This window comes from Leeuwenhoekiella aequorea (genome assembly GCF_004104375.1).
GTDB classification, from domain to species: Bacteria; Bacteroidota; Bacteroidia; order Flavobacteriales; family Flavobacteriaceae; genus Leeuwenhoekiella; species Leeuwenhoekiella aequorea.
The window spans coordinates 202160-227298 of sequence record NZ_QOVM01000002.1; the positions used below are offsets into that span (position 1 = coordinate 202160).

Here is a 25139-nt window from a genome sequence, read left to right on the forward strand (position 1 = left end):
TTAGTTTTTAGAATACTTCAATTTCACATAAACCATTGTTCCATTAAATATAAACGAAAGTCCATTAGTAATAATAATAGGCCAATCTTCTTTTGCTATACCATAAAGCGTCCACGATCCAACACCAATTAGTAAACAGACAAACATCCACATAGAAATATCTTCTGCGGATTTTGTTTTAATAACTTTAAAAACCTGAGGTAGCACGGCAATTGTTGTGAATGCACCGGCAATAATCCCTAGTATGGTTATGAGCATATTATCTATAGCGCGTAAACGAATTAAGTAATAAGATAGTTAAAGTGAATCTAAAACTTCAAATTGAATAGGTTTAAAAGATCCTCCATTGCTATCACTTGCCGAACAAGCAGTAAGTGCCCCAACCAAATCACGCTCAGCTTGAAAAATAACGTAATCTCCAGCCTTAGAAGTAGGAGGTAAGACCGATATTTTTCCGTTCTGATCAAATTGTACATTCATAAATACATTAAATGCAGTAGGAATGTCGTAATGCGGAATATCAAAACGTTTTAAGGCATTCATAAGATTGTTAAAACAACTTGGGTGAAAATCCTTAATGCCATACATAATTTCGAACGTCTCCTGAGAACAAGGCGCTAATAAAAAATCATTTCTACCATTTGTATCTTCTATTATTTTAAGCAATTTATTTCCTAAATTACTCCAAAGATAATTTCCTGTAGTAAGTAAAATAGACTCCTCAAAATCCATACTTTTTCCTGCGGAAAGTTTCTCGTGATGGTTTTCTGCATCAAAGACAACAAGATCGCTAACTTGTTCTCCTTTAATATCTATTACTTTTAAGTATTGTCCTTTTTTAAGGGTAAATGAATCTCCAGATTGTTTTGGAATTGTTTTTAGCATAGTTTAATGTTTAAATGGGCATTCCCATTTTTCAGTAATATTACGACCACTGTACTGAAGGGCTTCAGAACTTTTTCCAAAATCTGCAAGCATTGGATTTATTGAACCGTTTTTTTCCTCGTCTCTTTTACGTATGCGATCACGTACGTTTGTATAAACCCCCATTTGTCTAAGAATTTCAAACTGGTGGTGTAGATTAAATACTAATGTTACATTTTGTGTACTTCGTGCATTGCGAGAACTGTTAGGATGCATTCCTATTATATAGAAAGCATTTCCTAAAAGGCTATAACTATAATTAGTATCATATACATCGGAACTCACCGAAGGATCCCATTCACATTTATCGTGTTTTTTTAAACGCTCTAAAAATGCCCAAAGGTCTTTTTCAAATTCAAGCTCAGATTTTGAATAAGAGTCTGTAAACTCTACTATAAAAGTCTGAAATTTTTTAGAATTGAAATCATATGATTCTAAATAGTTCTTAAGTCTATGAATTATAGCAAGGTCATTTGAAGGATTTTCAATAGTATCAAATTTATAATGACTAACTGCTTTAGTTTTAAAAACGGTTTGAGCCATTACGCATGGATGATCATTTTCAACTATAAAATCTTTTAAATTTTCGCCCTCAGATATACTATTATGACTTGAATTCTTAAGTGATTTCATGGATTCTTTATTTTATAAATCTTAGAGAATATGAGTACTCAATAAGAGTTTATAAAAGTAGAATTATGATTCCGCTGTATGTGATAAGGAAATACTAAATAGTTTTAAATAATACTTAATATTCAGCAAATGAAAAAATCATTTGACTTTTTAGCTAAAATCCATTCCTAAATCAAGATCTATAGTGTTTGCTTTCTTTGCATCTGTAACAGGGGCAGTAAAGCTTTTTGGAGAAGTTTGCAGCGCTAAATGTTCGGGTAAACCCTCTAAAAAATAAGCACTATCTGAAGTATCATCTTCATCCTTGTCTGTTTGATGATGGTAAGCATTAATAGATTCTTTTGAGCGGGTTATGATCAAATCATTTTTTGCTCTGGTAAGGGCCACATATAATACTCTTCGATCTTCTTCAACTTCTTCTATATTTCCTAAACTATAAGCAGAGGGGTAGGTTTTAGGTGAAACATTTAATACAAAACATACATCTGCTTCTAATCCTTTTGCAGAATGTACGGTAGAGATTGTGACGTGGTCTTTTAATTCTGCGGTGTTAATTTTAGAGCCGCCTAAGGTATTACTTCCGGCTACATTTGCAGAATTATCTAATATACCTTCAGATATAAATTCACCCAGGGTTGCATAATTTTCTGACAATATCTCAAGCACAGGAAAATCTCCCTTTCGTTTTTCGTACCAGTCTTTACTGTATTTCATCGCCAGATCAAACTCCATCGTTTTGTATAAATCTTTGATAGCCATCTTGACATTTCCACGGTTTTGGTAAGCGGCATCATAATAACTTTTAGCTTTAATGCCTTCTTTACCGGGAATTATTGAAGTAAGGTCCAGACCGTGTACATTTTCTGGTTCTATTCGCATAACTTCAGACATATAACTGGTAGCTCGCACGGCTCCAATCCCATGAATAAACGTGAAAAACCGAATCCAGGCAATCTCATCCATAGGGTTATTTATCACCCTTAAAACTGAAACTAGATCTTTTATATGCGCGGCCTCCAGAAATTTTCGACCACCAAAAGTCTGATATGGAATTTTCTTTTGTAGAAAAACAGCTTGCAATGGACGGGTATAATATTGAGATCTACTAAGTATTAGAAAATCTGTAAACGAATTTCCTCCTTCAGAAAAACTTTCTAAAATATGATTCGCAATATAATTTGCCTCTTCAAATTGATTAGCCACATTCACAATTGTAGGTTGTTTTCCCGCACCTCGACTAGCTGTTAATCGTTTGTTATAATTAATAGGTGAAGTCTCCAGCAGCCAGTTTGAAAGGTCTAGAATTTCTTGAGTAGATCTGTAATTTTTATCTAGTACTTTAATTTCAGAATTAGCAACTCGTTCTTGAAACAGATGAACATTCTTAAAATCGGCACCTCTAAAACTATATATTGATTGTGCATCATCACCTACGCAAAATAGGTGACATATATTTTCAAATGGTTTCAACAAATACCATTGTAAGGGATTTGTATCCTGCATTTCATCAATTAATATATGATCATATGCTTTAGCTAGTATTTCTCGAGCTTCCGCATCTTTATTTAAACGGTTTGCAACAACTAACAATAGATCATCATAATCAAGATACTGTTGTCGCAATTTTTGACTTTGATATTCCTTTATTAGTAACTCAACTTGAGGTTTTAAAGCATTGATATCTTCGGTAGTCTGTAAATCATCTTTGCCCTTAAATAGTAGTTTGCGTAAGGTTTCAGTAAGATTTATACGAGTATTTCTAGCAAAAGAGAAAAGATCTAAAAGTTGTTGCGGCTTAAGACGTGTTTTGCCATAATCTTCACTGGCTGCTCCACAAGCCATTTTCATAATGCTTAATTGATCATCAGGATCAATAACGGTATAATTTGCAGCTCCAAAAAGATTAGGAAATTTTATAATAAGTTGATTGCACCAGCTATGAAATGTAGATCCATTAAGTGATCGAACATCTTGATCTGAAATACCTGCTTTAACACGTTCTACAATCTCACTCGCAGCACGTTTTGTAAACGTGAGAATTTGAATTTTTTCTGGTCGGTATCCCTGGTTAATTAGATACTCTGCTCTACCAACAATTGTTTTTGTTTTACCGGTGCCGGCTCCTGCCAATAACAACAAATGTTTTCCCGAAAAAGCAATAGCCTCTCGCTGCTTCTCATTATAACTCTCTGAAATAGTATTTTTATCAATCACATCGCAAATGTAGGAATAAATTCATAATTTTGGAATTTTTCCAACAATCCCTTTGATGATTGCTTTTTTAGATATTCAAACTACTTCTAATAATTATAAGTTAGCATCCATTGTAGCTTTTTCAGTGGTCGTAATAGATGATGATCGCATTATTCATAGTATCGAGCGAACGGTAAAACCTCTTAACGTTTTATCGTCTATGGAGGAACGCTCTTCGGGATATTCAAATAGCGAATTAAGATCACAAAATTGTTTTGCCGATTATTTTGCGGAGCTTGTTGAAATTTTAGGAGATGCAGTGGTAATCTTTTTTGATAAATTTTCTGAGATGATATGGAGAAAATCCTTACGAGAAATAGGTTTTCCCGTAAATAAATCTCAACAGATTATTCAAGAATTGTTAATACGCAGAGGCATTTTAAATCAAAAGACAAGTCTTGATTCTTTATGTAATTTATTGAAAAAAGATACAAGTCTTAACCGTTTAGGATTGAATGCAAATGTGCTGGCTGCTATTTACACAGAATATGTTTTAGCAGATAATGGGAGTGAAGCTATTAATCAACCGTTTGCTGATTATAAAGTGGTTACCGACTTTGATAATTTACCTAAAAATCCTGGAGTATATTATTTTTTTGATAGTGAGAAAGCGGTAATATACGTTGGAAAAGCAATTAATCTGAAAGAACGTATAAAAGCGCACTTTTCTAGTAAAATACAATTTGAATTAACTCTTACCGAGTCCACTTTCTCTATTGAATATAAAGAGACCGGAAATGAACTAATTTCATTGCTTCTGGAATCTGCCGAAATAGCGCGTTTAAAACCTCTTTACAATACGCAGCAAATAGAAGATATTCTACCCTGGACAATAGAATCCAGAATCGATAAAAAAGGAATATTTAGAATTTTTCCGAAGGAAAAAAGTTATTCAGACAACTATCATAGTATTTCATTCAATCGTGATTCTGTTATTACAAAACTTAAAAATCTCGCTTTGCAATTTTCTTTGTGTTATCGATTTTTAGGTATAGAAAGAACTTCAGGTTCTTGCTCTAGTCCGCTATGTAAAGGAGTATGCACAGGTATGGAAACACGTGAAGCATATAATAAAAGAGCTCAAAAAGCATTTGATTCCCTACAATCTAATAAAGAATCTTATTTTTTAAAATTATCTGGAAGAGTTAAGTCTGAAGAAGCGTTTGTACTTGTAAAGGATGGTGTATATGAAGGTTTTGGATTTATTCCTTTAGAATATCCGGTGCGATCTATAGCAGATTTTGAAGCCTTTATTGAGCCTTATGATAATACTTATTTTACAAATAGAAGTATTCATCAATACTTGAATAAGAAAGGAATCGTCAAATACAATCTTCCCTAACAAAGTGTTTCTATTTTGAAGGTGCTAACATCTTTGCGTTAAATATTCATAAGTTTTTAATTTTCAATTGAGATGCGACTTAATTTGGTGTCATTGACAGTACAAATTAAAAGAAATGAATAAAACTAACGGACTGGTCTGGTTTAAAAATGATCTTAGATTATTGGATAATGAAGTGCTTTGCAAAGCGATAGCCAGTTGTGATGCTATACTACCTGTTTATATTTTTGACGAAAGACAGTTTAAGAAATTACACTTAGGTCTTCCAAAAGCAGACTTTAATAGATTTGAATATTTAGTGCAAACACTAGCTGTTTTAAGATCCAATTTAAAAGAATTAGGCTCAAATTTATTGATCAAAATAGGTAAACCTGAGGATATTATTCCGCAATTAATAAGCAATTATCATATTGAATCTGTATTTGCAGAACAGGAATATGCACCTGAAGAATTAACAATAGCTAGCCGCGTTGCAAAGAATGTCCAAGTGCCTTGTAATTATATTTGGGGTAAAACACTTTATCATATAGATGACATTCCATACGATATTGAAGCAGTGCCCCTTACCAGCAAAGCCTTTAGGACTAACACTACTAAAAAAGCAACTGTTAGAAATCTTTTTGATATCCCAGATCACATTAAAACACTCGACCTCGACAATTGGGGAAAATTACCCAATTCTGAAGACTTTAATTTAAATAGAGGAAGTGCTAAAGAACTATTTATGCCTGCGGGTGAAGATGAGGCTCTCAAACGTTTAGCATATTATACTAAAGAGAGCGAATTGCTCACATCTTACAAGTGGACGAGAAACAAGTCGTTAGGAATGGATTATAGTAGTAAGTTATCTCCATACCTTGCTGTAGGAGCCTTATCACCGCGTACTATTTATTTTTCAGTAAAAAAATATGAAGAGCATATTAAAAAGAATATAAGTACCTGGTGGTTACTATTTGAAGTTATTTGGAGAGATTTTTTCACATTCAAAGGCATGCGTATGGGATCATCCATTTTTAAAACAGCTGGTTTTAAAAATAAAGATTTAGATTTTGAAAATGATTCCAATATCTTTAAGAAGTGGTGTGCTGGTAAGACTGGAATACCATTTATCGATGCTCATATGCGTCAATTGAATGAAACTGGTTTTATGAGTAATCGAGGACGTGTAAATTGTGCAAGTTATCTCATTCACGATCTAAAGGTGGACTGGACTTGGGGTGCATCTTATTTTGAAAGTAAGTTAATTGATTATGACGTTACTTCAAATTGGATGAACTGGCATATGCAGGCTTATGAAACTTGGTACACCAACCCGGTGAATCAATCTATAAAATATGATGCTACAGATTTTTTGAAAAAATGGATTCCAGAGCTTAGGGAGGTTAAAGGTGAACTTATACATATTCCCTGGAAAATTAAATCAACGAAAATCGAATACATAAAACCAATAGAAGTTTACGATAAATGGAGTAGGGCAGAGAATAAAATTTTAAAACTCGTAAATGGAAAATAGATTTTGAAACTTCTATAGTCTTAAGCAGCAGAATAGCATTTTGTCACGTTTTAAATATTCATTTTAATTACTTCAATCAATAAAAAAATCCTGACAATTTAAAATTGTCAGGATTTTCAAGTAATAAAAGAAGTGTCGGGATGAGAGGATTCGAACCTCCGCTCTCGCGCCCCCCAGACGCGCACTTTAACCGGACTAAGCTACATCCCGAGTTGTAAGCCGTTTTTTTGCAAGATTGCAAATATAAATAAATGCGTCAGACTGCAAACTGAAATTCTTAAAGAATAAAGTCTATTACAAAAACTTATACTGATTGTTATATTATTACTGAATCATACGTTGTGTAATAAAATAAATTTATATGCTATAATTTTATTGTTGAATATTTAATTTTTGTAACTTAATAGTGCTAATAATTAAATAGTTATATCATGAAATTACAAATACTAAGTATTGCAACATTTATAGCATTTATGGCACTTCCATTTGTTCAGGTAAATGAGACTCCAGTCGAAACTTCCATTCAAGGCACTTGGGAACTTAAAGATTTTTATTATTATGATGATAATAAAATTATTGACACCGTAGGAGCTACAGATGGTTATCGACAAATTAAAATGTATACAAATGATCGTGTGATGTGGACGCGTTATGTGCCTAAGGATTCTGTGGAATGGTTCGGATATGGAAAATATTCAGTAAGTAATGATCAATTAATAGAAACTCTCGAATATGGATCGGAAAGCATGATGGAAGTTATAGATACCTTACGCATTTTTACCTTCGAATTAGAATATACAGATAATTCTTACAGCCAAATAAGCACAGATGCAGAGGGAAATCGTATTTTTTCTGAAAACTATATACGTATTGAGTGAAGTTAGTTGTTAATCAATTGTACATCCTTTTCTGTAACTAGTTTACTCGTATTTCCCCAGCTGTTTGATATGTAATTCATAACATCTGCTACTTCGTCATCATAGAGACCTAGTGGTGGCATTGTACTATTATATATTCCACCATTGACTGTGATTTTACCTTTAATACCATATTTAATTGCTCTTATGGATTCTTGCTTATTAGTTAACAAAAAATCTGCCTTGGCAAGTGGAGGATATGTATTTCTAACTCCATCTCCATTTTCCATATGACATTGTACACAAAAATCTGCGTATATAATAGCACCTCTTTTTATACTTTTTGTTAAAGTGGTATCAGTAATTGTTCTTTCTGCCGATAGATAGTTTTTACTGTCTCTAGTTGAATAGGGGTTTTGCGAGAATGAAAAGTATTCAATAATAAGTAATACAATTAAATATAGTCTCATTTTTTTACCAGCTTTATAACTCCTACACCTTCAACACCTGCATAGATATAACCATCTGGTCCCTGAACTATGCTTCGCACCCGACCAATACCGTCTAATAATTTTTCCCGCTTTACTACTTGGTTATTATCTAAGTGAAGAGCTTCAAGGTAAACGAACTTCAGAGAACCTACTAATAAACTTCCTTTGAGATCAGGATAACGAGAGCTTGTAATCAGAGCCATACCGCTTGGTGCAATTGATGGAATCCAATAATAAAGAGGTTGTTCCATTCCTTCTTGTTCTGTTTTATCGGTTATATCTGTGCCGCTGTAATTCACACCATACGTAATTACCGGCCATCCATAATTTGCACCTTTTTTAATAATATTAATTTCATCGCCACCCTGAGGACCATGTTCATGAACCCAAATTTCATTAGAAGTTGAATTATAAATCATTCCTTGAGGATTGCGATGACCGTAAGACCAAATAGCTGGTTTAGCATTTACTTGATTGATAAACGGGTTATCTTTTGGAATGCTACCATCTAAATTTAAACGATAAATCTTACCATTATCTCGAGTGAGATCCTGCGGATTTATGTCACGCTCTCCACGCTCACCTGCACTAAAGAATACGTGACCTTCTGTATCAAAAGCAATTCTACTCCCAAAATGTTGTCCCTTTGTGGTGTTTGGCGATGCTTTATATAGTACCTTCTGAGAAATTAACTGATTATCTTCTAATTTTGCGCGCATTAAGGCTGTGTTACCGCCCTTGCCTTCACCTTCATTAGAAGAGTAGGTAATATATAGAAAGCGATCTTCAGAATAATTGGGGCTTAACTGAATATCTAATAATCCGCCTTGACCTCGGTTATAAACCTCGGGTACTCCAGAGACTTCAATTTTTTCACCTTTGCTAAAATGAATAAGTTTTCCTTCTTTTTCGGTTATTAGCATACTACCATCTGGGAGAAAAACTATTCCCCAAGGATTTATTAGATCAGTAACGATAACTTCGTGGTCGTATGAATTAGAAATTTCAATAGGTATATCATTATTTTTTTGCTCGTTAGGACTCTGTCCACACGCAGAAATGGCAAGAAAAAAAGGTAGAACTAAAATACTTATATGTTTCATCTATATATTTTTAATAAATATAATTAAGTAAAATTCTTTATAAAGTCTAATTAGCAATTAATTGTAAATTTTTACTATTGATAACGACTTATAAATCGAGTGACTTACCTTTTTCCTAAGTCTTTTTAAAAGGGTATTTTTGTCTAAGATTAAAAAACTAAAAATGGCAGTAGAACGAATTAAATGTTTAATTATAGGCTCTGGCCCCGCTGGATATACAGCGGCAATATATGCCTCAAGAGCAGATTTAAAACCTATAATGTACACAGGTATGGAACCGGGCGGACAATTAACTACAACTACTGAAGTTGATAATTTTCCGGGATATCCAGATGGTATTGATGGTCCTACAATGATGATGCAACTGCAGAAGCAGGCAGAACGTTTTGGTACCGAAGTACGTATAGGAATGATCACAAAAATAGATTTAGCTCAAGAAGCAGGCGGTATTCATAAAGCTGTTGTAGATAATACAACCGAAATTGAAGCAGAAACTGTGATTATTTCTACAGGTGCTACTGCACGCTATTTAGGATTACCTAGTGAACAACGTCTACGTGGTGGTGGTGTTTCTGCTTGTGCTGTTTGTGATGGTTTCTTTTATAAAAATCAACGCGTAGCAATCGTAGGTGGTGGTGATACAGCGGCAGAAGAAGCAACTTACCTTGCAAATATTTGTGAGCATGTAACGATGCTTGTGCGTAAAGATGAAATGCGGGCTTCAAAAGCTATGCAACATCGCGTTACTTCTCGTAAAAATATTACTGTTTTATATAATACTGAGGTTGAAGAAGTTTTAGGTGAGCAGGTAGTAGAAGGTCTTAAAATGATAAATAATGAGACTAAAGAGGTTACCGAAATTGATATTACCGGTCTTTTCATTGCAATAGGGCATAAGCCAAATACTGATATTTTTAAAGGTCAGTTAGAAATGGATGATACAGGTTATATTATTACAGAACCAAAATCTACAAAAACTGGAAAACCTGGTGTTTTTGCTAGTGGCGATGTTCAAGACAAAGACTATAGACAAGCAATAACTGCTGCAGGAAGTGGTTGTATGGCAGCTTTAGATGCAGAACGTTACTTATCTGAAATAGAAAAGCCGGTTGAAGCTTAGTCTTCAAAGTATAGAAAAAATATTTTTCAAAATAAAAAAGCTCCTAATAAGTATTAGGAGCTTTTTTTATTTATAACTTAAAGATTTAGTCAATATCATCTTCGTCATCGACATCGACATCGTCGATAGGTTCATCTACAATATCATCATCATCTTCATTGATAATTTTTTCTGGTAAGTCAACGATAGGTTCATTAAGATCATCAACATCATAATCATCTACGTCATAATTTTCCATAGATGTTTCTAGTTTTTTACTAACCTTAACGAGATAAATTGTATCTGCCGTACGAACTTCAACACATTCGATCAATTCGTTCTTAGCATTCTTAAATGAAATGATTTGATCATCATCATATCCATATGGATACTTATCAACTAAGAGAGCAAGTATTTCTGGTGTAAGTTTTTTATAATCAACGATAACGCGTCGCATATATAGTTTTTAAGAGTTATTCCTATTTGAGGTTAAATGTAAAAAAAAACGTTTTGCATAGACAACACAAATGTCTTATTTATTCCATAAATTTTTATAAAAATCAAAAGCGTTGAAAATCAAATCGTTAGATACAGTTTGATTTAATTTTACTTTGCCTATATCTTCTAGAAGAACAAAATAAATAGATCCGTGGCTATTCTTTTTGTCATATTTAAGTAAAGTTATGATGGCTTCAATATCAGAATCGTCAAACTGCACAAAGGGGTATATCTTAGTAATTGCTTTGGCGCTATCTAAAGCTTCTTGAGCGTTTAAACCTGTAAGTTGTGTTGAAATAAAATTTGCTAAGATCATACCTATAGCAATTGCTTCACCATGTAAAAGACGGGTTTTAGATGGAGACTCCATAAAATAGGATTCAATAGCGTGTCCTAAAGTATGTCCGTAATTAAGACTTTTACGAATTCCCTTTTCAAAAGGATCTTCTAACACCACTTCATTTTTTATAAGAATAGATTTATGAATCAAATCTCCCAGATCTTTAAATGCGGAATACGAAGAGGAGGTAACATCATCCCAGTAACTCTTAGAATGAATTAAACCGTGTTTAAGCATTTCTGCATAACCACTACGTAATTCTTCTTCAGGTAGGGTTTCTAAAAATACAGGATCTACAAGTACTAATTGTGGATTGCTAATTACACCTATTTGATTTTTTAAGGGTCCTAAATCTACCCCTGTTTTACCCCCTACAGATGCATCTACCATTGCAAGTAGTGTTGTGGGAATATTGATGAAATCTATTCCTCTTTTAAAACAACAAGCTACAAAGCCTCCGAGGTCTGTTACTACACCGCCCCCCAGATTAATAAGTAAGCTTTGACGATCTGCGTTTAGCTCAGATAATGCAGACCACACACCCTCACAAGTTTCTAAATTTTTAAATTCTTCTCCGGGTTCTATTTCAATTATTTCGATGGTTAGTGTAGTAATGACATTCTGTAAAAATTGCGATAGGCAGTTTTCATGAGTATTACTATCTACAAGTACAAAGAGAATACTGTAGTCCTTTTGTTTTAAAATAGAGTTGAGTTTTTCGTATCCAGTTTCAGTAAAAACTATATCGTAGTTTTTTGCGTGTATGGCTTGCATGTTAAAGTGCTTTAAGAAGTGTGAAATTAGTATCTTTTTGTAAAACTACCTTTGCGATTGTGATTATATTTGGCGCCTAAAGTTGAATTATGTTAGAACAAAAGATATTTGATAATACAAAAAATGCATTTTCTTTAAAAACAGACAGTGAACTCGAGCGTGCATATTTTCTATTCAAGATGATTTCAAAACAACCTCTAGTAAAAATCGGAACTACGGTAACCCGTTTTGCATTAAATGCAAATCTTCCAGTTGAGGGTCTTATCAGAGCTACGGTATTTGACCACTTTTGTGGAGGTATTAGCGAAAAGGATTGCGTATCTACTATCGAGAAGATGTATGAGAAAGGAGTGCATTCTGTATTGGATTTTTCAGTAGAAGGTAAAGAGACTGAAAATCTTTTTGATGAGGCTTTAGAACGTGTTGTCAGTCTTGTTCAGTTTGCAAAGGATAAACCAGGTATGCCTTTTTCAGTATTTAAACCTACAGGCTTTGGAAGATTTGAATTATTTAGAAAGGTGACTGAAAAGGAATCACTTACTCCAGCTGAAGAAGATGAGTGGGATCGCATAGTTCAAAGATTTGATAAAGTTTGTAAGATAGCCAAGGAATGCGATATCAAATTATTAGTAGATTCTGAAGAAAGTTGGATGCAAGGAGCTGCAGATGATCTGGTACTGAATATGATGCGTAAATACAATACTGAAAAACCTATTGTGTTTAATACTTTACAATGTTATCGATGGGATAGGTTAGCTTATTTAAAAGAATTGCATCAGGATTCTATGGAAAAAGGCTATAAGCTGGGAATGAAAATCGTTCGTGGAGCTTATATGGAAAAAGAAAGAGCTCGTGCAAAAGAAAAGGGATATGATTCACCAATTTGTAAAGATAAACCAGAAACAGATGCGCATTTTAATGCAATGCTTGTATATGTTCTAGACAATTTAAGTGATATCTGGGCATTTGTAGGTTCACATAACGAAGAAAGTAATTATTTAGCTATCGAAATTATGGAACAAAAAGAAATTCCTCGTAATGATCCACGTATTTGGTTTGGACAGCTTTACGGGATGAGCGATCATATAAGCTTTAATCTTGCTGAAAATGGCTATAATGTTGCAAAGTATGTTCCCTTTGGTCCTGTTAAGGATGTAATGCCATACTTAATACGTAGAGCAGAAGAAAATACTTCGGTTGCCGGTCAAACAAATAGAGAATTAACGCTTTTAAAGCAAGAAAGAGAACGAAGAGATATTTAAGTAAAAAAAATAGGCAGTTTTAACTGCCTATTTTTTTTTCAATATTTAGAACCGTAAATTTCTCATCACAATTCTCTAAGCTAGCAGTGATAGGTAATTCTACTGATTTTTGAGAATATATACTGTAAAAACCACAGGGCTCTCTACGCGTATCACTTTTATCAAAATCAACTTCACCTTCTAGGAAAAGAATATTTAAATCTGTGGTATCTAGTTGAAGAGCTTTTAATTGTTGTTCTGCATTTTCAGAAAGTGTATAGCCATTGTTACGTATGGTTTTTAAAACTCGTGCATTTGGCATATAATCGCAGGAAGGCAGTTCAACACCACTTCCCTTAACAAAAAAGGCTAATAAAACGAGGCCTATAGAAAAACCTCCTAGGTAATAGCCGGTTCTGTGTAATACTCTCATAAGTAGTTATATAAAGTTTAAAAAAACAAGAGATTTATATCTCTAAAAGGAAGATCAAACCAATCTGCAACAGATTTACTGGTAAGAATTCCGCGGTAAAAATACAATCCATTTTTTAAACCTTTATTCATACGTAAGCTATTTTCCAATCCGCCGTGTTCACCTATTTCTAAAAGATAAGGAGTGAAAATGTTACTAATTGATATTGAGGAGGTACGTGCATATCTAGAAGGAATATTAGGCACACAATAATGAATAACTCCGTGTTTAACGAATGTAGGTTTATCATGAGTAGTTACTTCGCTGGTTTCAAAACAACCACCCATATCAATACTTACATCTATGATAATAGAACCCGGCTTCATAAACTCGATCATAGATTCGGTGACAATAACCGGTGAACGATCTTTACCACGTACGGCTCCTATAGCAACATCACAACGTCTAAGTGCTTTCAATAAATTTTTTGGCTGAATGGTAGAAGTATAAATGGGTCGACCCACATTTACTTGTAGCGTACGTAATTTTGTAAGCGAGTTATCAAAAACCTTTACGTTAGCTCCAAGACCTAAAGCAGATCGTGTAGCAAATTCACCAACGGTCCCTGCGCCTACAATTACAACTTCTGTAGGAGGAACACCGCTAATATTACCAAACATCAATCCGTTACCTTGATTTTGTCTGGACATTAATTCTGATGCCAATAAAATAGAAGCGGTACCGGCAATTTCACTCAAAGCACGAACAGCAGGGTAGGTACCATCTGCATCTTTTATAAATTCAAAAGCAAGTGCAGTAATACGTTTTGTAGCTAAAACTTTAAAATATTCCTTTTTTTGAGTTTTAAGTTGAAGTGCTGATATTATTACAGTTTGCGGATTTATTAAATCTAATTCTTCCAGGGATGGGGGTTCTACTTTAAGAACCATAGGACACCCAAAGACCTTAGCCTTATCAGACGTGATTTCTGCACCAGCTTCAGAATAATCGTGATCAGAAAACCGAGCATCTTCGCCGGCATTTGTTTCCATAAGCACGCGATGACCGTGAGCTACTAAAGCTCCTACAGCATCTGGAGTAAGACACACCCGCTTTTCTTGAAAATGATTTTCTTTAGGAATACCTATAAACAACGAACCTTTTCGCTGTTCAATTTCCAGTTTTTCTTCTTGAGGAAGTAGTTCTTCCCGGGTAAACGGACTATTTGAAATCATCTGAATGTTTATCGTATTCTAGTTATCAAAATACGTAAAATATAATAAGAAAAAAAGATGTAGAATTTTGATTGTCGAAGTTGGATTAACCCATAAATAATGGTTCATCATCTTCATCATCATCTTCGTCATCATCTTCATATTGATTAGATAATCCATCTTCATCTTTAATATCACCTTTTAAAGAAACACGCTCTAGCTCAGTAAGATCTATATTATGAATACGATCAAAAATTTTCATTCTAATACCATAACTAAAGATTAGCATAATAAAAATTAGTGGTGCCAAAAAGAAAATTTCATTACTATCGACAAATGATAAATCATCATTAAGTGTAGAATAAATCTGAAAAGCAAACATTAAAATAGGTATCAATATCGCATGATACCACCAATGCTTACACGTAAAAAACCATATAAGCATAAATACAAAAGGAATTATTTTCCCCGAAAGCGTCCAAGCAACTACATAAATACTTTTATAATAGGTACTATCATATTTTAAATTAAGACCAAAAAAAGAGGTTTCCCAAACTTGATCGTCTGGGAAACCTTCATATAAGTAAAAAAAATAGGGTGAGGCCACTAGAATGGCCGCTATAATACTACCCGCGACTAGGGACGATGATCCTACTTTTTTCGATTTTTTTTGCTGCATAATCTGCATTGTCATTTTGTACTGAGTAAGTAACTGCTGTTGCGCCTGCAATTAAAAGACCTAGGAGTAAAGCTTTGATTTTCATAATGTAATGTGTTTGAGTGTTAATGATTTGTTGATACAAAGATGCTCAACACAGAACACAATACATAATTCAAAATAATACCTACTTTCGCAGGCCATTAAATCCTATGAAGAAATTAAATTCTTCTATTAATTTAGAACTAAGTTAACAATTATAACTTTATCTGAAAATAAAATCATTCTATCATTGTGAAATGAAAGCTAGTAAGAAAAAACTTACTTATAGCATATTCAAGAAATTTTTAATTTTAACATTTCAATTAAATTTTAATCTGCGCATACTTTCATTCACCGAAATAATTGTCGCCGAATGAACGGCAAATGTATTAAAAATGTTAATTCTTTCTGGCCATTCAATAAATTTCCAACAGTCACGTTCTAAATATTCTTCAATTCCAATATCATAAGCTTCTTCTTCACTGTTTAATCTGTACAAATCAAAATGAAGAATTACGTTATTATCTGTTGTTGCATATTCATTAACTATAGAAAATGTAGGGCTTGATACAGTATCTTCAGATCCTAACTTAGATACTAAGCTTTTTATTAATGTAGTTTTACCCGCACCAAGATCTCCGTGAAAGAGAATGATCTTATGTTCTGCATGCTTTAGTATTGAATCTGCAACCTCATCAACTTGGGTTAAATCATACGTTAGTTCCATTTTTACAAATATTTTATGCAGTTCTACCTATCTCGGATTTAATACAACAAAAGGAATTACCATTTCTTCGAGAGAAACTCCCCCGTGTTGGTATGAATTTCTATAATAGCTCACATAATGATTATAGTTATTAGGATATGCAAAAAACAGATCTCCCTTTGCAAATATAAATGAGCTACTCATATTAATAGATGGAAGATGAATAGCTTTAGGATCTTTAGCAGCTAACACGTCTTTATCTTCATAAGTAAGACTACGACCTGTTTTGTACCTTAGGTTAAGGCTTGTGTTTTTATCTCCTATTACTTTTGAAGGATTTTTCACATTAATAGTTCCGTGGTCTGTAGTAAGTATAATCTTAAATCCTAATTGTTGAGATTTTTGAATCATCTCTAAAAGGGGAGAGTTTTTAAACCAACTTTCAGTAAGTGATCTGTAAGACTTATCATTTGATGCAAGTTCTTTTATAACCTCCATTTCAGTTTTACTGTGACTTAACATGTCCACAAAATTGTAAACCAGAACGGTGAGATCATTATTTTTTAATGAATTGAAGTTTTCGACTAACTTCTTACCACTTTTTAAGTTCGTGATTTTATGATATTCCCATTTTAAGTTTAAACCGAGACGTTTTAATTGTGCTTCTAAAAACTTATCCTCATTCATATTTTTACCACCATCTTCGGTATCATTCAACCAGAGATCTGGATGTCTCTTTTCCATATCACTTGGCATCAAACCTGAGAAAATAGCATTACGTGCATACTGCGTAGCTGTGGGTAGAATGCTGTAATACGTGCTTTCACTCTCCTTTTTGTAATAATTATTTATGATAGGCTCAAATGATTTCCACTGATCGTATCTAAGGTTGTCTATCACAATAAGTAAGACTGGAGCGTCGCTATCTGTTAGATGAGGGGCAATTCTTTCTTTAAATAGGGTATGAGACATTGTTGGTTTTTCTTCTTCTGAAAACCAATCTTCATAATTACGCTCTATAAATTTAAAAAATTGATTATTAGCTTCAGTCTTTTGAGATTCAAGTATTTCCTGCATACTTTGATCTTCTATGTTTTCTAATTCTAATTCCCAATAAATCAATTTTTGATACAGTTCTGCCCAAGACTCAAAAGAGTTTACCTGAGCCATATCCATCGCAATTTTTCTAAATTCTTGTTGGTAGTTGAGAGTTGTCTTTTCAGAAACTAATCTACTTGTGTCTAGATTTTTCTTTAAACTCAATAAAATCTGATTCGGATTAACTGGTTTAATAAGGTAATCAGCAATTTTTGATCCTATCGCTTCTTCCATAATATATTCTTCCTCACTTTTAGTTATCATAATAACTGGTAAGGTATCTCGCTTGGCTTTAATTTCGCTAAGCGTCTCTAAACCCGTTAATCCCGGCATGTTTTCATCGAGAAAAACAATATCAAAATTTTCTTCTTCTACAAGTTCAATAGCTTCAGTACCACTTTGACAGGTTGAAACGTGGTAATTTTTCTTTTCTAAAAAAAGTATATGTGGTTTGAGTAAATCGATTTCATCATCTACCCAAAGTATCTTTATAGTATTCATAATAGTATATTTGTTATATAATTGGTTTAAACTCCAATTGTAACACGCGAAGTTTTATTCAATTAAAAGGATTTCTGTTTGAAGACCAGCCACAAACTTACGATAATTAACGACCCTATATATGGGTTTATTACTATACCCAAAGGACTCATATTTGACTTAATACAGCATAAATATTTTCAGCGATTGAGGCGTATCTCACAAATGGGTTTGTCATATCTAGTTTATCCAGGTGCACATCACACACGTTTTCATCATGCGATAGGATGTTTGCACATTATGCAAAAAGCCCTTGAAAAGCTTGTTGAGAAAGGTGTTATGATATCTGCAGAGGAAAAAGAAGCAACAATGATCGCGATATTGTTACACGATATAGGGCACGGTCCTTTTTCTCATGCTATGGAAAATAGTATCGTAGAAGAGGTGCATCATGAGCAAATATCCCTTCAATTTATGGAAACTTTGAATGCGGAGTTTAACGGAAGTTTAACCCTTGCCTTAAGGATCTTCAAAGGAGACTATCACAGACCATTTTTGCATCAGCTTGTCTCAGGACAATTAGATATGGATCGTACCGACTATTTAAAAAGAGATAGCTTCTATACTGGTATGGCAGAAGGTAATATTAACACAGATCGCATTCTAGCTATGCTGAATGTAAAAGATGATGTGTTAATGATTGAGGAAAAAGGAATTTATACTATCGAAAAATTTTTAGTAGCCCGTAGATTAATGTACTGGCAAGTTTACCTGCATAAAACAAGCCTAGTTGCAGAGCAAGTCTTAGTTCGTGTTTTAAAACGTGCAAAAGAACTTACCAATAAGGGTGTAGCATTAGAAGCTAGTAAACCTTTGTCCTTTTTTTTAAAGAAAAAAAATGCAGAAGGTGTTTTTAATACTCAGGCACTTGATATATTTTCGGCTCTTGATGATTATGATATTGTTTCTGCGATGAAAACCTGGTGTGATCACGAGGACTACGTTTTGAGCAGGTTGTCTCAAATAATCATATACAGAAACCTTCCTAGAATTAAAATCAAAAAGAAACCTTTTGCTAAAGATTTCATAGAAGCAGAAAGACAGCGTGCAAAAAAAATGTTTAAACTAAGTGACCACGAAGTAGACTTTTTTGTTTTTACGGGTACAATCTCAAATCAAGCTTATACTCTTAAAAAAGAAGCAATAAACATATTAACCAGAAAAGGAAAGGTTATAGATGTTGTGGCCGCAAGCGATCAACTTAGTCTCAAAGCCTTATCCAAGGTGATTACAAAAAACTATATATGCTACCCTAAGCATTTAAATTAAGGCTTTTTTTCTATTTTTGTCAAGATGAAATTTACCGCCGAACAGATTGCAGGGATTTTAGAAGGCTCAGTTGATGGAGACCCAAATGCAGAAGTTTCTAAACTTTCTAAGATAGAAGAAGGAACTGAAGGGTCGCTAACATTTTTAGCCAATCTTAAATACACGCCTTATATATATAAGACTAAAGCTACTATAGCTATAGTCGACCATGATTTTCAACCTGAACATGATATTTCTATTACACTTATTCGTGTAGAGAATGCTTATAAAGCATTTTCAAAATTATTGGAATATTACAATCAGGTCAAATTAAATAAATCAGGAATAGAGAATCCCGTATATATTTCTGAAAGTGCTAAATACGGAGATAATATTTATCTTGGTGCTTTCAGTCATATTGGAGACAATGTTAGAATAGGAGACAACGTTAAAATTTACCCTAATGTCTATATTGGGGACAATTGTGTAATAGGAGATAATTGCGTTTTATTTTCTGGTGTAAAAATTTATTCAGATTGCATCCTTGGGGATACCGTTTATGCACATAGTGGTGTGGTTATAGGAGCAGATGGTTTTGGATTTTCTCCTGATGAATCTGGAGTATTTAGCCGAGTTCCGCAGATAGGAAATGTTATTATTGAAGATCATGTGGATATAGGAGCAGGAACATCAATTGATAGGGCTACATTAGGTTCTACGATAATAAGAAAAGGTGTAAAACTCGATAATCAAATACAAATTGCCCACAACGTAGAAATAGGAGAGCATACAGCAATTGCTGCTCAAACAGGAATTGCAGGTTCAACTAAAATTGGCAAATTTTGCCGAATAGGCGGTCAGGTAGGAATAGTGGGTCATCTTACTATAGGAGATCGTGTAAAAATTCAAGCGCAATCAGGAATAGGCCGTAATTTAAAAGATGATGAGACCGTACAAGGTTCTCCAGCTTTAGCCTATAGTGATTACAATAAATCATACGTTCATTTTAAAAATTTACCAAGTCTGGTTCAACAAATAAATAATTTGGAAAAACAAAAGTCCAATGATAAGTAAAGCTGAAGGAAAGCAGAAAACAATCGCCGGTGAGGTTTCCCTGACCGGCGTTGGTTTACATACAGGTAAAAATGTTACACTAACATTTAAGCCATCAGAAGAAAATACAGGAATGTATTTTAAACGTATAGATATTGAAGGTCAACCTATAATTGAGGCAAATGCAGATTACGTTGTAAATACACAACGTGGTACTAACCTAGAAAAACTAGGTGTTCATATTCAAACAAGTGAACACGTTCTTGCTGCTTGTGTAGGGCTAGGAATAGACAATATTTGCTTAGAAATGGATTCTCCTGAGCCACCTATTATGGACGGTTCTTCTAAGTTTTTTGTAGAAGCTCTTGAGAAAGTAGGGCTTGTGGAGCAAGAAGCTTGTAGAGAAGAATTTGTTGTGACAGAGGTTATAAGCTATCTCGATGAGAAGACAGGAAGCGAAATTATCCTGATGCCTGCAGATGAATATCAACTTACAACAATGGTTGATTTTGGTACAAAAATTCTTGGCACTCAAAATGCCAGTATTAAGAGTATAACCGAATTTAAAGATCAAATTTCAGATTCAAGAACATTCAGTTTTTTACATGAAATTGAAATGTTATTGGAGCATGGGTTGATAAAAGGAGGAGATCTTAATAACGCCATAGTTTATGTAGATAAAGAATTGTCTGAGGAAACGATGGCAAAACTTAGAAAGGCTTTTAATAAAGATTCTATTTCGGTTAAGTCTAATGGTATTTTAGATAATCTCACTCTTAATCATCCTAATGAAGCAGCACGACATAAATTGCTGGATGTTATTGGAGATTTAGCTTTAGTTGGTATGCCTATTAAAGGTAAAGTTATCGCCAATAAACCAGGACATCACGTGAATACAGAGTTTGCAAAAAAACTGAAGAAAATAATAAAGACAGAAAAACGAAATAATATACCTGTTTTTGATTTAACTAAACCACCGGTTAAAGATGTGAATGACATCATGGCGATGTTACCACATAGGCCACCTTTTTTGCTAGTTGACAAAATTTTAGAGATTTCTGACAACCATGTTATCGGACTAAAGAATGTGACTATGAACGAACCATTCTTTGTAGGTCACTTTCCGGGAGCCCCAGTTATGCCCGGTGTACTGCAAGTAGAAGCAATGGCTCAAACAGGTGGAATTTTGGTACTTAGTACGGTTCCTGACCCTGAAAATTACCTTACTTATTTTATGAAAATTGATAATGTGAGGTTTAAACAGCAAGTCCTACCGGGAGATACACTTATTTTTAAATTAGTTTTACTATCTCCAATACGTCGTGGTATCTGTCATATGCAGGGTAATGCCTATGTTAATGGAAAATTAGTATCTGAAGCAGAACTAATGGCTCAGATTGTTAAAGTCAAGTAAAGAAAGAAAAGATTTATGAATCAACCCTTAGCATACGTACATCCTGGAGCTAAAATCGCTAAAAATGTAGTGATTGAACCGTTTACAACAATCAATAATAATGTTGTAATCGGTGAAGGTAGCTGGATAGGATCTAATGTTACCATAATGGAAGGTGCCAGAATAGGCAAAAATGTAAATATATTTCCAGGAGCGGTTATATCTGCTGTTCCTCAAGATAAGAAGTTTGAAGACGAAGATACTGTTACAATAATTGGTGATAATACAACAATTAGAGAGTGTGTTACAATCAACAGAGGTACTTCAGATAGAATGAAAACACAGATAGGTAATAACTGTTGGATTATGGCTTATTGTCATATTGCCCACGATTGTATTGTAGGTGATAATTGCATATTTTCAAATAACAGTACTTTAGCTGGTCATATTACAGTAGGGGATCATGTTGTTCTAGCAGGTATGGCTGCTGTGCAACAATTTTGCACAATAGGTAATCATGCATTTGTGACAGGTGGCTCATTAGTGCGTAAAGATGTTCCTCCTTATGTAAAAGCGGGTAGAGAGCCGTTATCATATGTAGGTATCAACTCTATAGGATTGCGAAGAAGAGGATTTACAACCGAAAAAATAAGAGAGATACAAGATATTTACAGAATCTTATATCAGAAAAATTATAACAATACGCAAGCTGTTAATATTATTGAAGTAGAAATGGAAGCAACTCCAGAGCGAGACGAGATACTTCAGTTTATACGTAATTCACAGCGTGGTATTATGAAAGGTTATTTTACAACTAATTAAAAGTTCCTTATTATAAGGAATAAGAACTAAAATTTATGGCAAATACATCAGATATACGTAATGGAATGTGTATTCATTACAATCACGATATTTATAAAATAATTGAATTTTTACACGTTAAACCTGGAAAGGGACCTGCATTTGTAAGAACGAAATTAAAAAGTGTTACTAACGGAAAAGTACTAGATAACACATTTTCTGCAGGTCACAAGATTGATGAAGTACGTGTAGAAACTAAAGGATTTCAATTCTTATATAACGACGGCGAGTGGTATCATTTTATGAATACAGAAGATTATACTCAAATCAGATTATTAGAATCTGCATTAGATCAACCGGGATTATTAAAAGAAGGAGAGGTAGTTACAATTGCTATTAATACAGAAGATAATATGCCACTTTCTGTAGATATGCCTGCGCACGTTATTCTTACAGTTACTGCAACCGAACCTGGTTTAAAAGGTAATACAGCCACAAATGCAACAAAGCCTGCAACTGTAGAAACAGGTGCGGAAGTTAATGTTCCTTTATTTATAAATGAAGGGGATAAAATTAAGATTGAGACTGAAAAAGGAACATATAAGGAGCGAATTAAAGAATAGTTTTGAAATTTCCTCAAAAACATACCCTAGAGCAAATTGCCACAATTCTCAATGTAGAATATGTAGGAGCTGCTGATTTTCCTGTAACTGGCATCAATGAAATTCACGTTGTTGAACCGGGTGATATTGTTTTTGTAGATCATCCTAAATATTATGATAAGGCTCTTCAATCTGCAGCTACAATTGTATTAATAAATAAAAAAGTTGAGTGCCCGGCAGGTAAAGCATTGCTAATTTCTGATGATCCGTTTCGAGATTTTAATAAGTTAACTAAATACTTTAAGCCTTTTCAAAAAGCGACTAGTGCAATTTCAGAATCAGCTAGGATTGGCACTAATTCTGTAATTCAGCCTAATTGTTTCATTGGTAATAATGTAGAGATAGGAGATAATTGTATGCTTCATGCAGGGGTTACTATCTATGACAATACAATCATTGGGAATAATGTGACTATACACTCGGGAACTATATTGGGAGCTGATGCTTTTTATTATAAAAAGAGAGATACAGGTTTTGATAAATTACTTTCCGGAGGTCGTGTAATTATTAAAGATTTTGTTGATGTTGGTGCCGCTTGTACTATAGATAAAGGTGTATCTGGAGATACAATTATAGGTCGAGGATCTAAATTAGATAATCAGGTACATATAGGTCACGATACACAAATAGGAGAGCAGGTGCTTATCGCTGCTCAAACCGGGATAGCAGGTTGTGTTGTGGTTGAAAATGATGTCGTAATCTGGGGTCAGGTAGGCGTAGCTAGTGGAGTGACTATTAAAGAAAAAGCCGTTATATTTGGGCAAAGTGGAGTAGGCAGAACTTTAGATGGAGGTAAATCTTATTTAGGCTCACCTGCAGAGGATAGCAAGAAAAAATTCAGGGAATTGGCTTCTATTCGTCAAATACCCTATATTCTAGAACAAATAAAAAAGTAAAATGAGTAAATCAGCTAAAGATCTCGTAAGAGGTTTATATGAGTCAGACTTTTTTAATGATTCAAGTGTTTTAAAAAAATATTTACATAAGGATGCAGAATTATACTGGAATGCATCTACTGGTTTTTCAAAGATGACCTATAAGGACATTTCTGATATGTCATCAGAAATGGGCAAATCATTTGTGTCTTTACGTTCTTCTATTACCCATTTAATGGCTGAAGATAATCAGGTATCTATACGATTAACTTACTACATTAGAACTGTAGAAAATCCTGAAGAAGAAGTGGGGATTATTCATTTTATGGCAATCTGGGAACTTAAAGATGGTTTGCTCTATAAGGGATATCAAATAAGTCAACCTAGTGATCAGGATCCTCAAAATTTAGATGCACACATACGTATAAAGTCTTAAAATTCCTTTAGGGTTCTCCCATAAAAAATTACTTTTGTACCACAAAATTCAAACAACTCATGAGCGTTTTAGTAAATAAAGATTCCAAAATTATTGTACAAGGTTTTACCGGTAGTGAAGGTACATTTCACGCAGGTCAAATGATAGATTACGGCACTAATGTAGTTGGTGGTGTAACACCTGGGAAAGGTGGTCAAAAGCACCTTGATAAGCCTGTATTTAATACAGTTTCTGAAGCTGTTAAAGAAACAGGAGCAGATGTGTCTATTATCTTTGTACCACCTGCATTTGCTGCAGATGCAATTATGGAGTCTGCTGACGCTGGGATTAAGGTAATTATTACAATTACTGAAGGTATTCCTGTATCAGATATGATAAAGGCTTCAAATTATATAAAGAATATTGACTGTAGGTTAATAGGTCCTAATTGTCCTGGTGTTATTACTCCCGGTGAAGCTAAAGTGGGAATTATGCCTGGCTTTGTATTCAAAAAAGGAAAAGTTGGTATTGTTTCAAAATCAGGAACACTTACATACGAAGCTGCTGATCAGGTAGTGAAGCAAGGTCTAGGTATTACAACGGCAATAGGTATTGGTGGGGATCCAATAATTGGAACGACAACTAAAGAAGCTGTTGAATTATTAATTAATGATCCTGATACCGATGCAGTGGTTATGATTGGTGAAATAGGTGGTCAATTAGAGGCAGAGGCTGCACGCTGGATAAAGGCTAGTGGTACAACAAAGCCGGTAATTGGATTTATAGCAGGTGAAACCGCTCCTGCTGGAAGAACAATGGGTCACGCAGGTGCAATTGTTTCGGGTGAAGGTGAGTCTGCTGCAGACAAGAAAAAAATATTAAGAGAATGTGGAGTTCACGTTGTAGATTCTCCAGCTGAAATAGGAAAAAAGGTTGCTGAACTTTTAGCTTAAT

Annotated in this window: 26 protein-coding genes and 1 tRNA gene; 13 read left to right on the forward strand and 14 right to left on the reverse strand. The window is 34.0% G+C overall.

Translation table 11 applies throughout. The annotated features are described in order from the left end of the window. The 4 genes from DSM00_RS04885 to DSM00_RS04900 form a co-directional block, all read right to left on the reverse strand. Positions 1–258 carry a SemiSWEET family sugar transporter gene (locus DSM00_RS04885; RefSeq protein ID WP_128756910.1) on the reverse strand — a complete coding sequence of 86 codons (258 nt, stop codon included), beginning with the start codon at positions 256–258 and terminating at the stop codon, positions 1–3. Positions 259–297: 39 nt separating this feature from the next. Then, positions 298–885: a DUF1989 domain-containing protein gene (locus DSM00_RS04890; RefSeq protein WP_128756911.1), complete on the reverse strand. Its 588-nt coding sequence runs from the start codon at positions 883–885 to the stop codon at positions 298–300. A gap of 3 nt (positions 886–888) precedes the next feature. Next, positions 889–1557 (reverse strand): guanitoxin biosynthesis heme-dependent pre-guanitoxin N-hydroxylase GntA, encoded by a 669-nt coding sequence (gene gntA, locus DSM00_RS04895; RefSeq protein WP_128756912.1) that lies wholly within the window; start codon positions 1555–1557, stop codon positions 889–891. A gap of 150 nt (positions 1558–1707) precedes the next feature. After that, positions 1708–3771 carry an ATP-dependent helicase gene (locus tag DSM00_RS04900; RefSeq protein ID WP_128756913.1) on the reverse strand — a complete coding sequence of 688 codons (2064 nt, stop codon included), beginning with the start codon at positions 3769–3771 and terminating at the stop codon, positions 1708–1710. A gap of 55 nt (positions 3772–3826) precedes the next feature. On the opposite strand from DSM00_RS04900, the gene DSM00_RS04905 reads away from it, so the two are divergent. Beyond that, positions 3827–5152 (forward strand): GIY-YIG nuclease family protein, encoded by a 1326-nt coding sequence (locus tag DSM00_RS04905; RefSeq protein WP_128756914.1) that lies wholly within the window; start codon positions 3827–3829, stop codon positions 5150–5152. 115 nt (positions 5153–5267) lie between these two features. Further along, positions 5268–6665, forward strand: a complete 1398-nt coding sequence (locus DSM00_RS04910; RefSeq protein ID WP_128756915.1) for a DASH family cryptochrome — start codon at positions 5268–5270, stop codon at positions 6663–6665. Positions 6666–6800: 135 nt separating this feature from the next. Here the strand turns inward: DSM00_RS04910 and DSM00_RS04915 are convergent. Further along, positions 6801–6875, reverse strand: a tRNA-Pro gene (locus tag DSM00_RS04915). 221 nt (positions 6876–7096) lie between these two features. Between DSM00_RS04915 and DSM00_RS04920 the strand changes: the two genes are divergently transcribed. After that, on the forward strand, positions 7097–7543 hold the full coding sequence (locus DSM00_RS04920) for a hypothetical protein (RefSeq protein ID WP_241652358.1): 447 nt from the start codon (positions 7097–7099) through the stop codon (positions 7541–7543). A gap of 2 nt (positions 7544–7545) precedes the next feature. On the opposite strand, the gene DSM00_RS04925 is transcribed toward DSM00_RS04920, so the two are convergent. Then, positions 7546–7992: a c-type cytochrome gene (locus DSM00_RS04925; RefSeq protein ID WP_128756916.1), complete on the reverse strand. Its 447-nt coding sequence runs from the start codon at positions 7990–7992 to the stop codon at positions 7546–7548. Then, positions 7989–9116 (reverse strand): PQQ-dependent sugar dehydrogenase, encoded by a 1128-nt coding sequence (locus DSM00_RS04930; protein ID WP_128756917.1) that lies wholly within the window; start codon positions 9114–9116, stop codon positions 7989–7991. Before DSM00_RS04930 ends, DSM00_RS04925 begins: the two co-directional genes overlap by 4 nt. Positions 9117–9279: 163 nt before the next feature. Between DSM00_RS04930 and trxB the strand changes: the two genes are divergently transcribed. Beyond that, positions 9280–10236: a thioredoxin-disulfide reductase gene (gene trxB, locus DSM00_RS04935; protein WP_128756918.1), complete on the forward strand. Its 957-nt coding sequence runs from the start codon at positions 9280–9282 to the stop codon at positions 10234–10236. Positions 10237–10321: 85 nt separating this feature from the next. Here the strand turns inward: trxB and DSM00_RS04940 are convergent, their stop codons facing one another. Together DSM00_RS04940 and aroB are read right to left on the reverse strand one after the other, a co-directional pair. After that, positions 10322–10672 carry a hypothetical protein gene (locus DSM00_RS04940; RefSeq protein WP_128756919.1) on the reverse strand — a complete coding sequence of 117 codons (351 nt, stop codon included), beginning with the start codon at positions 10670–10672 and terminating at the stop codon, positions 10322–10324. A 75-nt stretch (positions 10673–10747) separates the two neighbouring features. Next, complete coding sequence (gene aroB / locus DSM00_RS04945) at positions 10748–11827, reverse strand: 3-dehydroquinate synthase (RefSeq protein WP_128756920.1); 1080 nt, start codon at positions 11825–11827, stop codon at positions 10748–10750. Between the two features lie 89 nt (positions 11828–11916). Here aroB and DSM00_RS04950 point away from each other — a divergent pair, with 89 nt between their 5' ends. Then, positions 11917–13089: a proline dehydrogenase family protein gene (locus DSM00_RS04950; RefSeq protein ID WP_128756921.1), complete on the forward strand. Its 1173-nt coding sequence runs from the start codon at positions 11917–11919 to the stop codon at positions 13087–13089. Positions 13090–13108: 19 nt separating this feature from the next. Here the strand turns inward: DSM00_RS04950 and DSM00_RS04955 are convergent, their stop codons facing one another. The 5 genes from DSM00_RS04955 to porX all read right to left on the reverse strand — a co-directional run bounded on the left by DSM00_RS04955 (position 13109) and on the right by porX (position 17699). Next, positions 13109–13501 (reverse strand): hypothetical protein, encoded by a 393-nt coding sequence (locus DSM00_RS04955; RefSeq protein WP_128756922.1) that lies wholly within the window; start codon positions 13499–13501, stop codon positions 13109–13111. A gap of 17 nt (positions 13502–13518) precedes the next feature. Next, a complete protein-coding gene (locus tag DSM00_RS04960) occupies positions 13519–14715 on the reverse strand; it encodes an alanine dehydrogenase (RefSeq protein WP_128756923.1) in 1197 nt (398 codons plus the stop codon). 85 nt (positions 14716–14800) lie between these two features. Beyond that, complete coding sequence (locus DSM00_RS04965) at positions 14801–15373, reverse strand: hypothetical protein (RefSeq protein WP_206633787.1); 573 nt, start codon at positions 15371–15373, stop codon at positions 14801–14803. 340 nt (positions 15374–15713) lie between these two features. Further along, positions 15714–16121 carry a tRNA (adenosine(37)-N6)-threonylcarbamoyltransferase complex ATPase subunit type 1 TsaE gene (tsaE, locus tag DSM00_RS04970; protein ID WP_128756924.1) on the reverse strand — a complete coding sequence of 136 codons (408 nt, stop codon included), beginning with the start codon at positions 16119–16121 and terminating at the stop codon, positions 15714–15716. A gap of 27 nt (positions 16122–16148) precedes the next feature. Beyond that, positions 16149–17699: a T9SS response regulator signal transducer PorX gene (porX, locus tag DSM00_RS04975; RefSeq protein WP_128756925.1), complete on the reverse strand. Its 1551-nt coding sequence runs from the start codon at positions 17697–17699 to the stop codon at positions 16149–16151. Positions 17700–17777: 78 nt separating this feature from the next. On the opposite strand from porX, the gene DSM00_RS04980 reads away from it, so the two are divergent. The 8 genes from DSM00_RS04980 to sucD are packed head-to-tail and all read left to right on the forward strand — an operon-like array spanning position 17778 to position 25138. Next, positions 17778–19007, forward strand: a complete 1230-nt coding sequence (locus tag DSM00_RS04980) for an HD domain-containing protein (protein WP_128756926.1) — start codon at positions 17778–17780, stop codon at positions 19005–19007. A gap of 24 nt (positions 19008–19031) precedes the next feature. Beyond that, a complete protein-coding gene (gene lpxD / locus DSM00_RS04985; RefSeq protein ID WP_128756927.1) occupies positions 19032–20060 on the forward strand; it encodes a UDP-3-O-(3-hydroxymyristoyl)glucosamine N-acyltransferase in 1029 nt (342 codons plus the stop codon). Further along, positions 20050–21453, forward strand: coding sequence for a bifunctional UDP-3-O-[3-hydroxymyristoyl] N-acetylglucosamine deacetylase/3-hydroxyacyl-ACP dehydratase (locus DSM00_RS04990; RefSeq protein ID WP_128756928.1), 1404 nt, complete (start codon positions 20050–20052; stop codon positions 21451–21453). Before lpxD ends, DSM00_RS04990 begins: the two co-directional genes overlap by 11 nt. A 15-nt stretch (positions 21454–21468) precedes the next feature. Beyond that, positions 21469–22254 (forward strand): acyl-ACP--UDP-N-acetylglucosamine O-acyltransferase, encoded by a 786-nt coding sequence (lpxA, locus tag DSM00_RS04995; protein ID WP_128756929.1) that lies wholly within the window; start codon positions 21469–21471, stop codon positions 22252–22254. Positions 22255–22289: 35 nt separating this feature from the next. Beyond that, complete coding sequence (gene efp, locus DSM00_RS05000) at positions 22290–22856, forward strand: elongation factor P (RefSeq protein ID WP_128756930.1); 567 nt, start codon at positions 22290–22292, stop codon at positions 22854–22856. Between the two features lie 2 nt (positions 22857–22858). Beyond that, positions 22859–23791, forward strand: coding sequence for a UDP-3-O-(3-hydroxymyristoyl)glucosamine N-acyltransferase (locus DSM00_RS05005; RefSeq protein ID WP_128756931.1), 933 nt, complete (start codon positions 22859–22861; stop codon positions 23789–23791). Position 23792: 1 nt separating this feature from the next. Then, entirely contained in the window at positions 23793–24206 is a 414-nt protein-coding gene (locus DSM00_RS05010) for a nuclear transport factor 2 family protein (RefSeq protein WP_128756932.1), read from the forward strand. A gap of 59 nt (positions 24207–24265) precedes the next feature. Further along, positions 24266–25138: a succinate--CoA ligase subunit alpha gene (gene sucD / locus DSM00_RS05015; protein WP_128756933.1), complete on the forward strand. Its 873-nt coding sequence runs from the start codon at positions 24266–24268 to the stop codon at positions 25136–25138. Position 25139 lies beyond the last annotated feature (1 nt).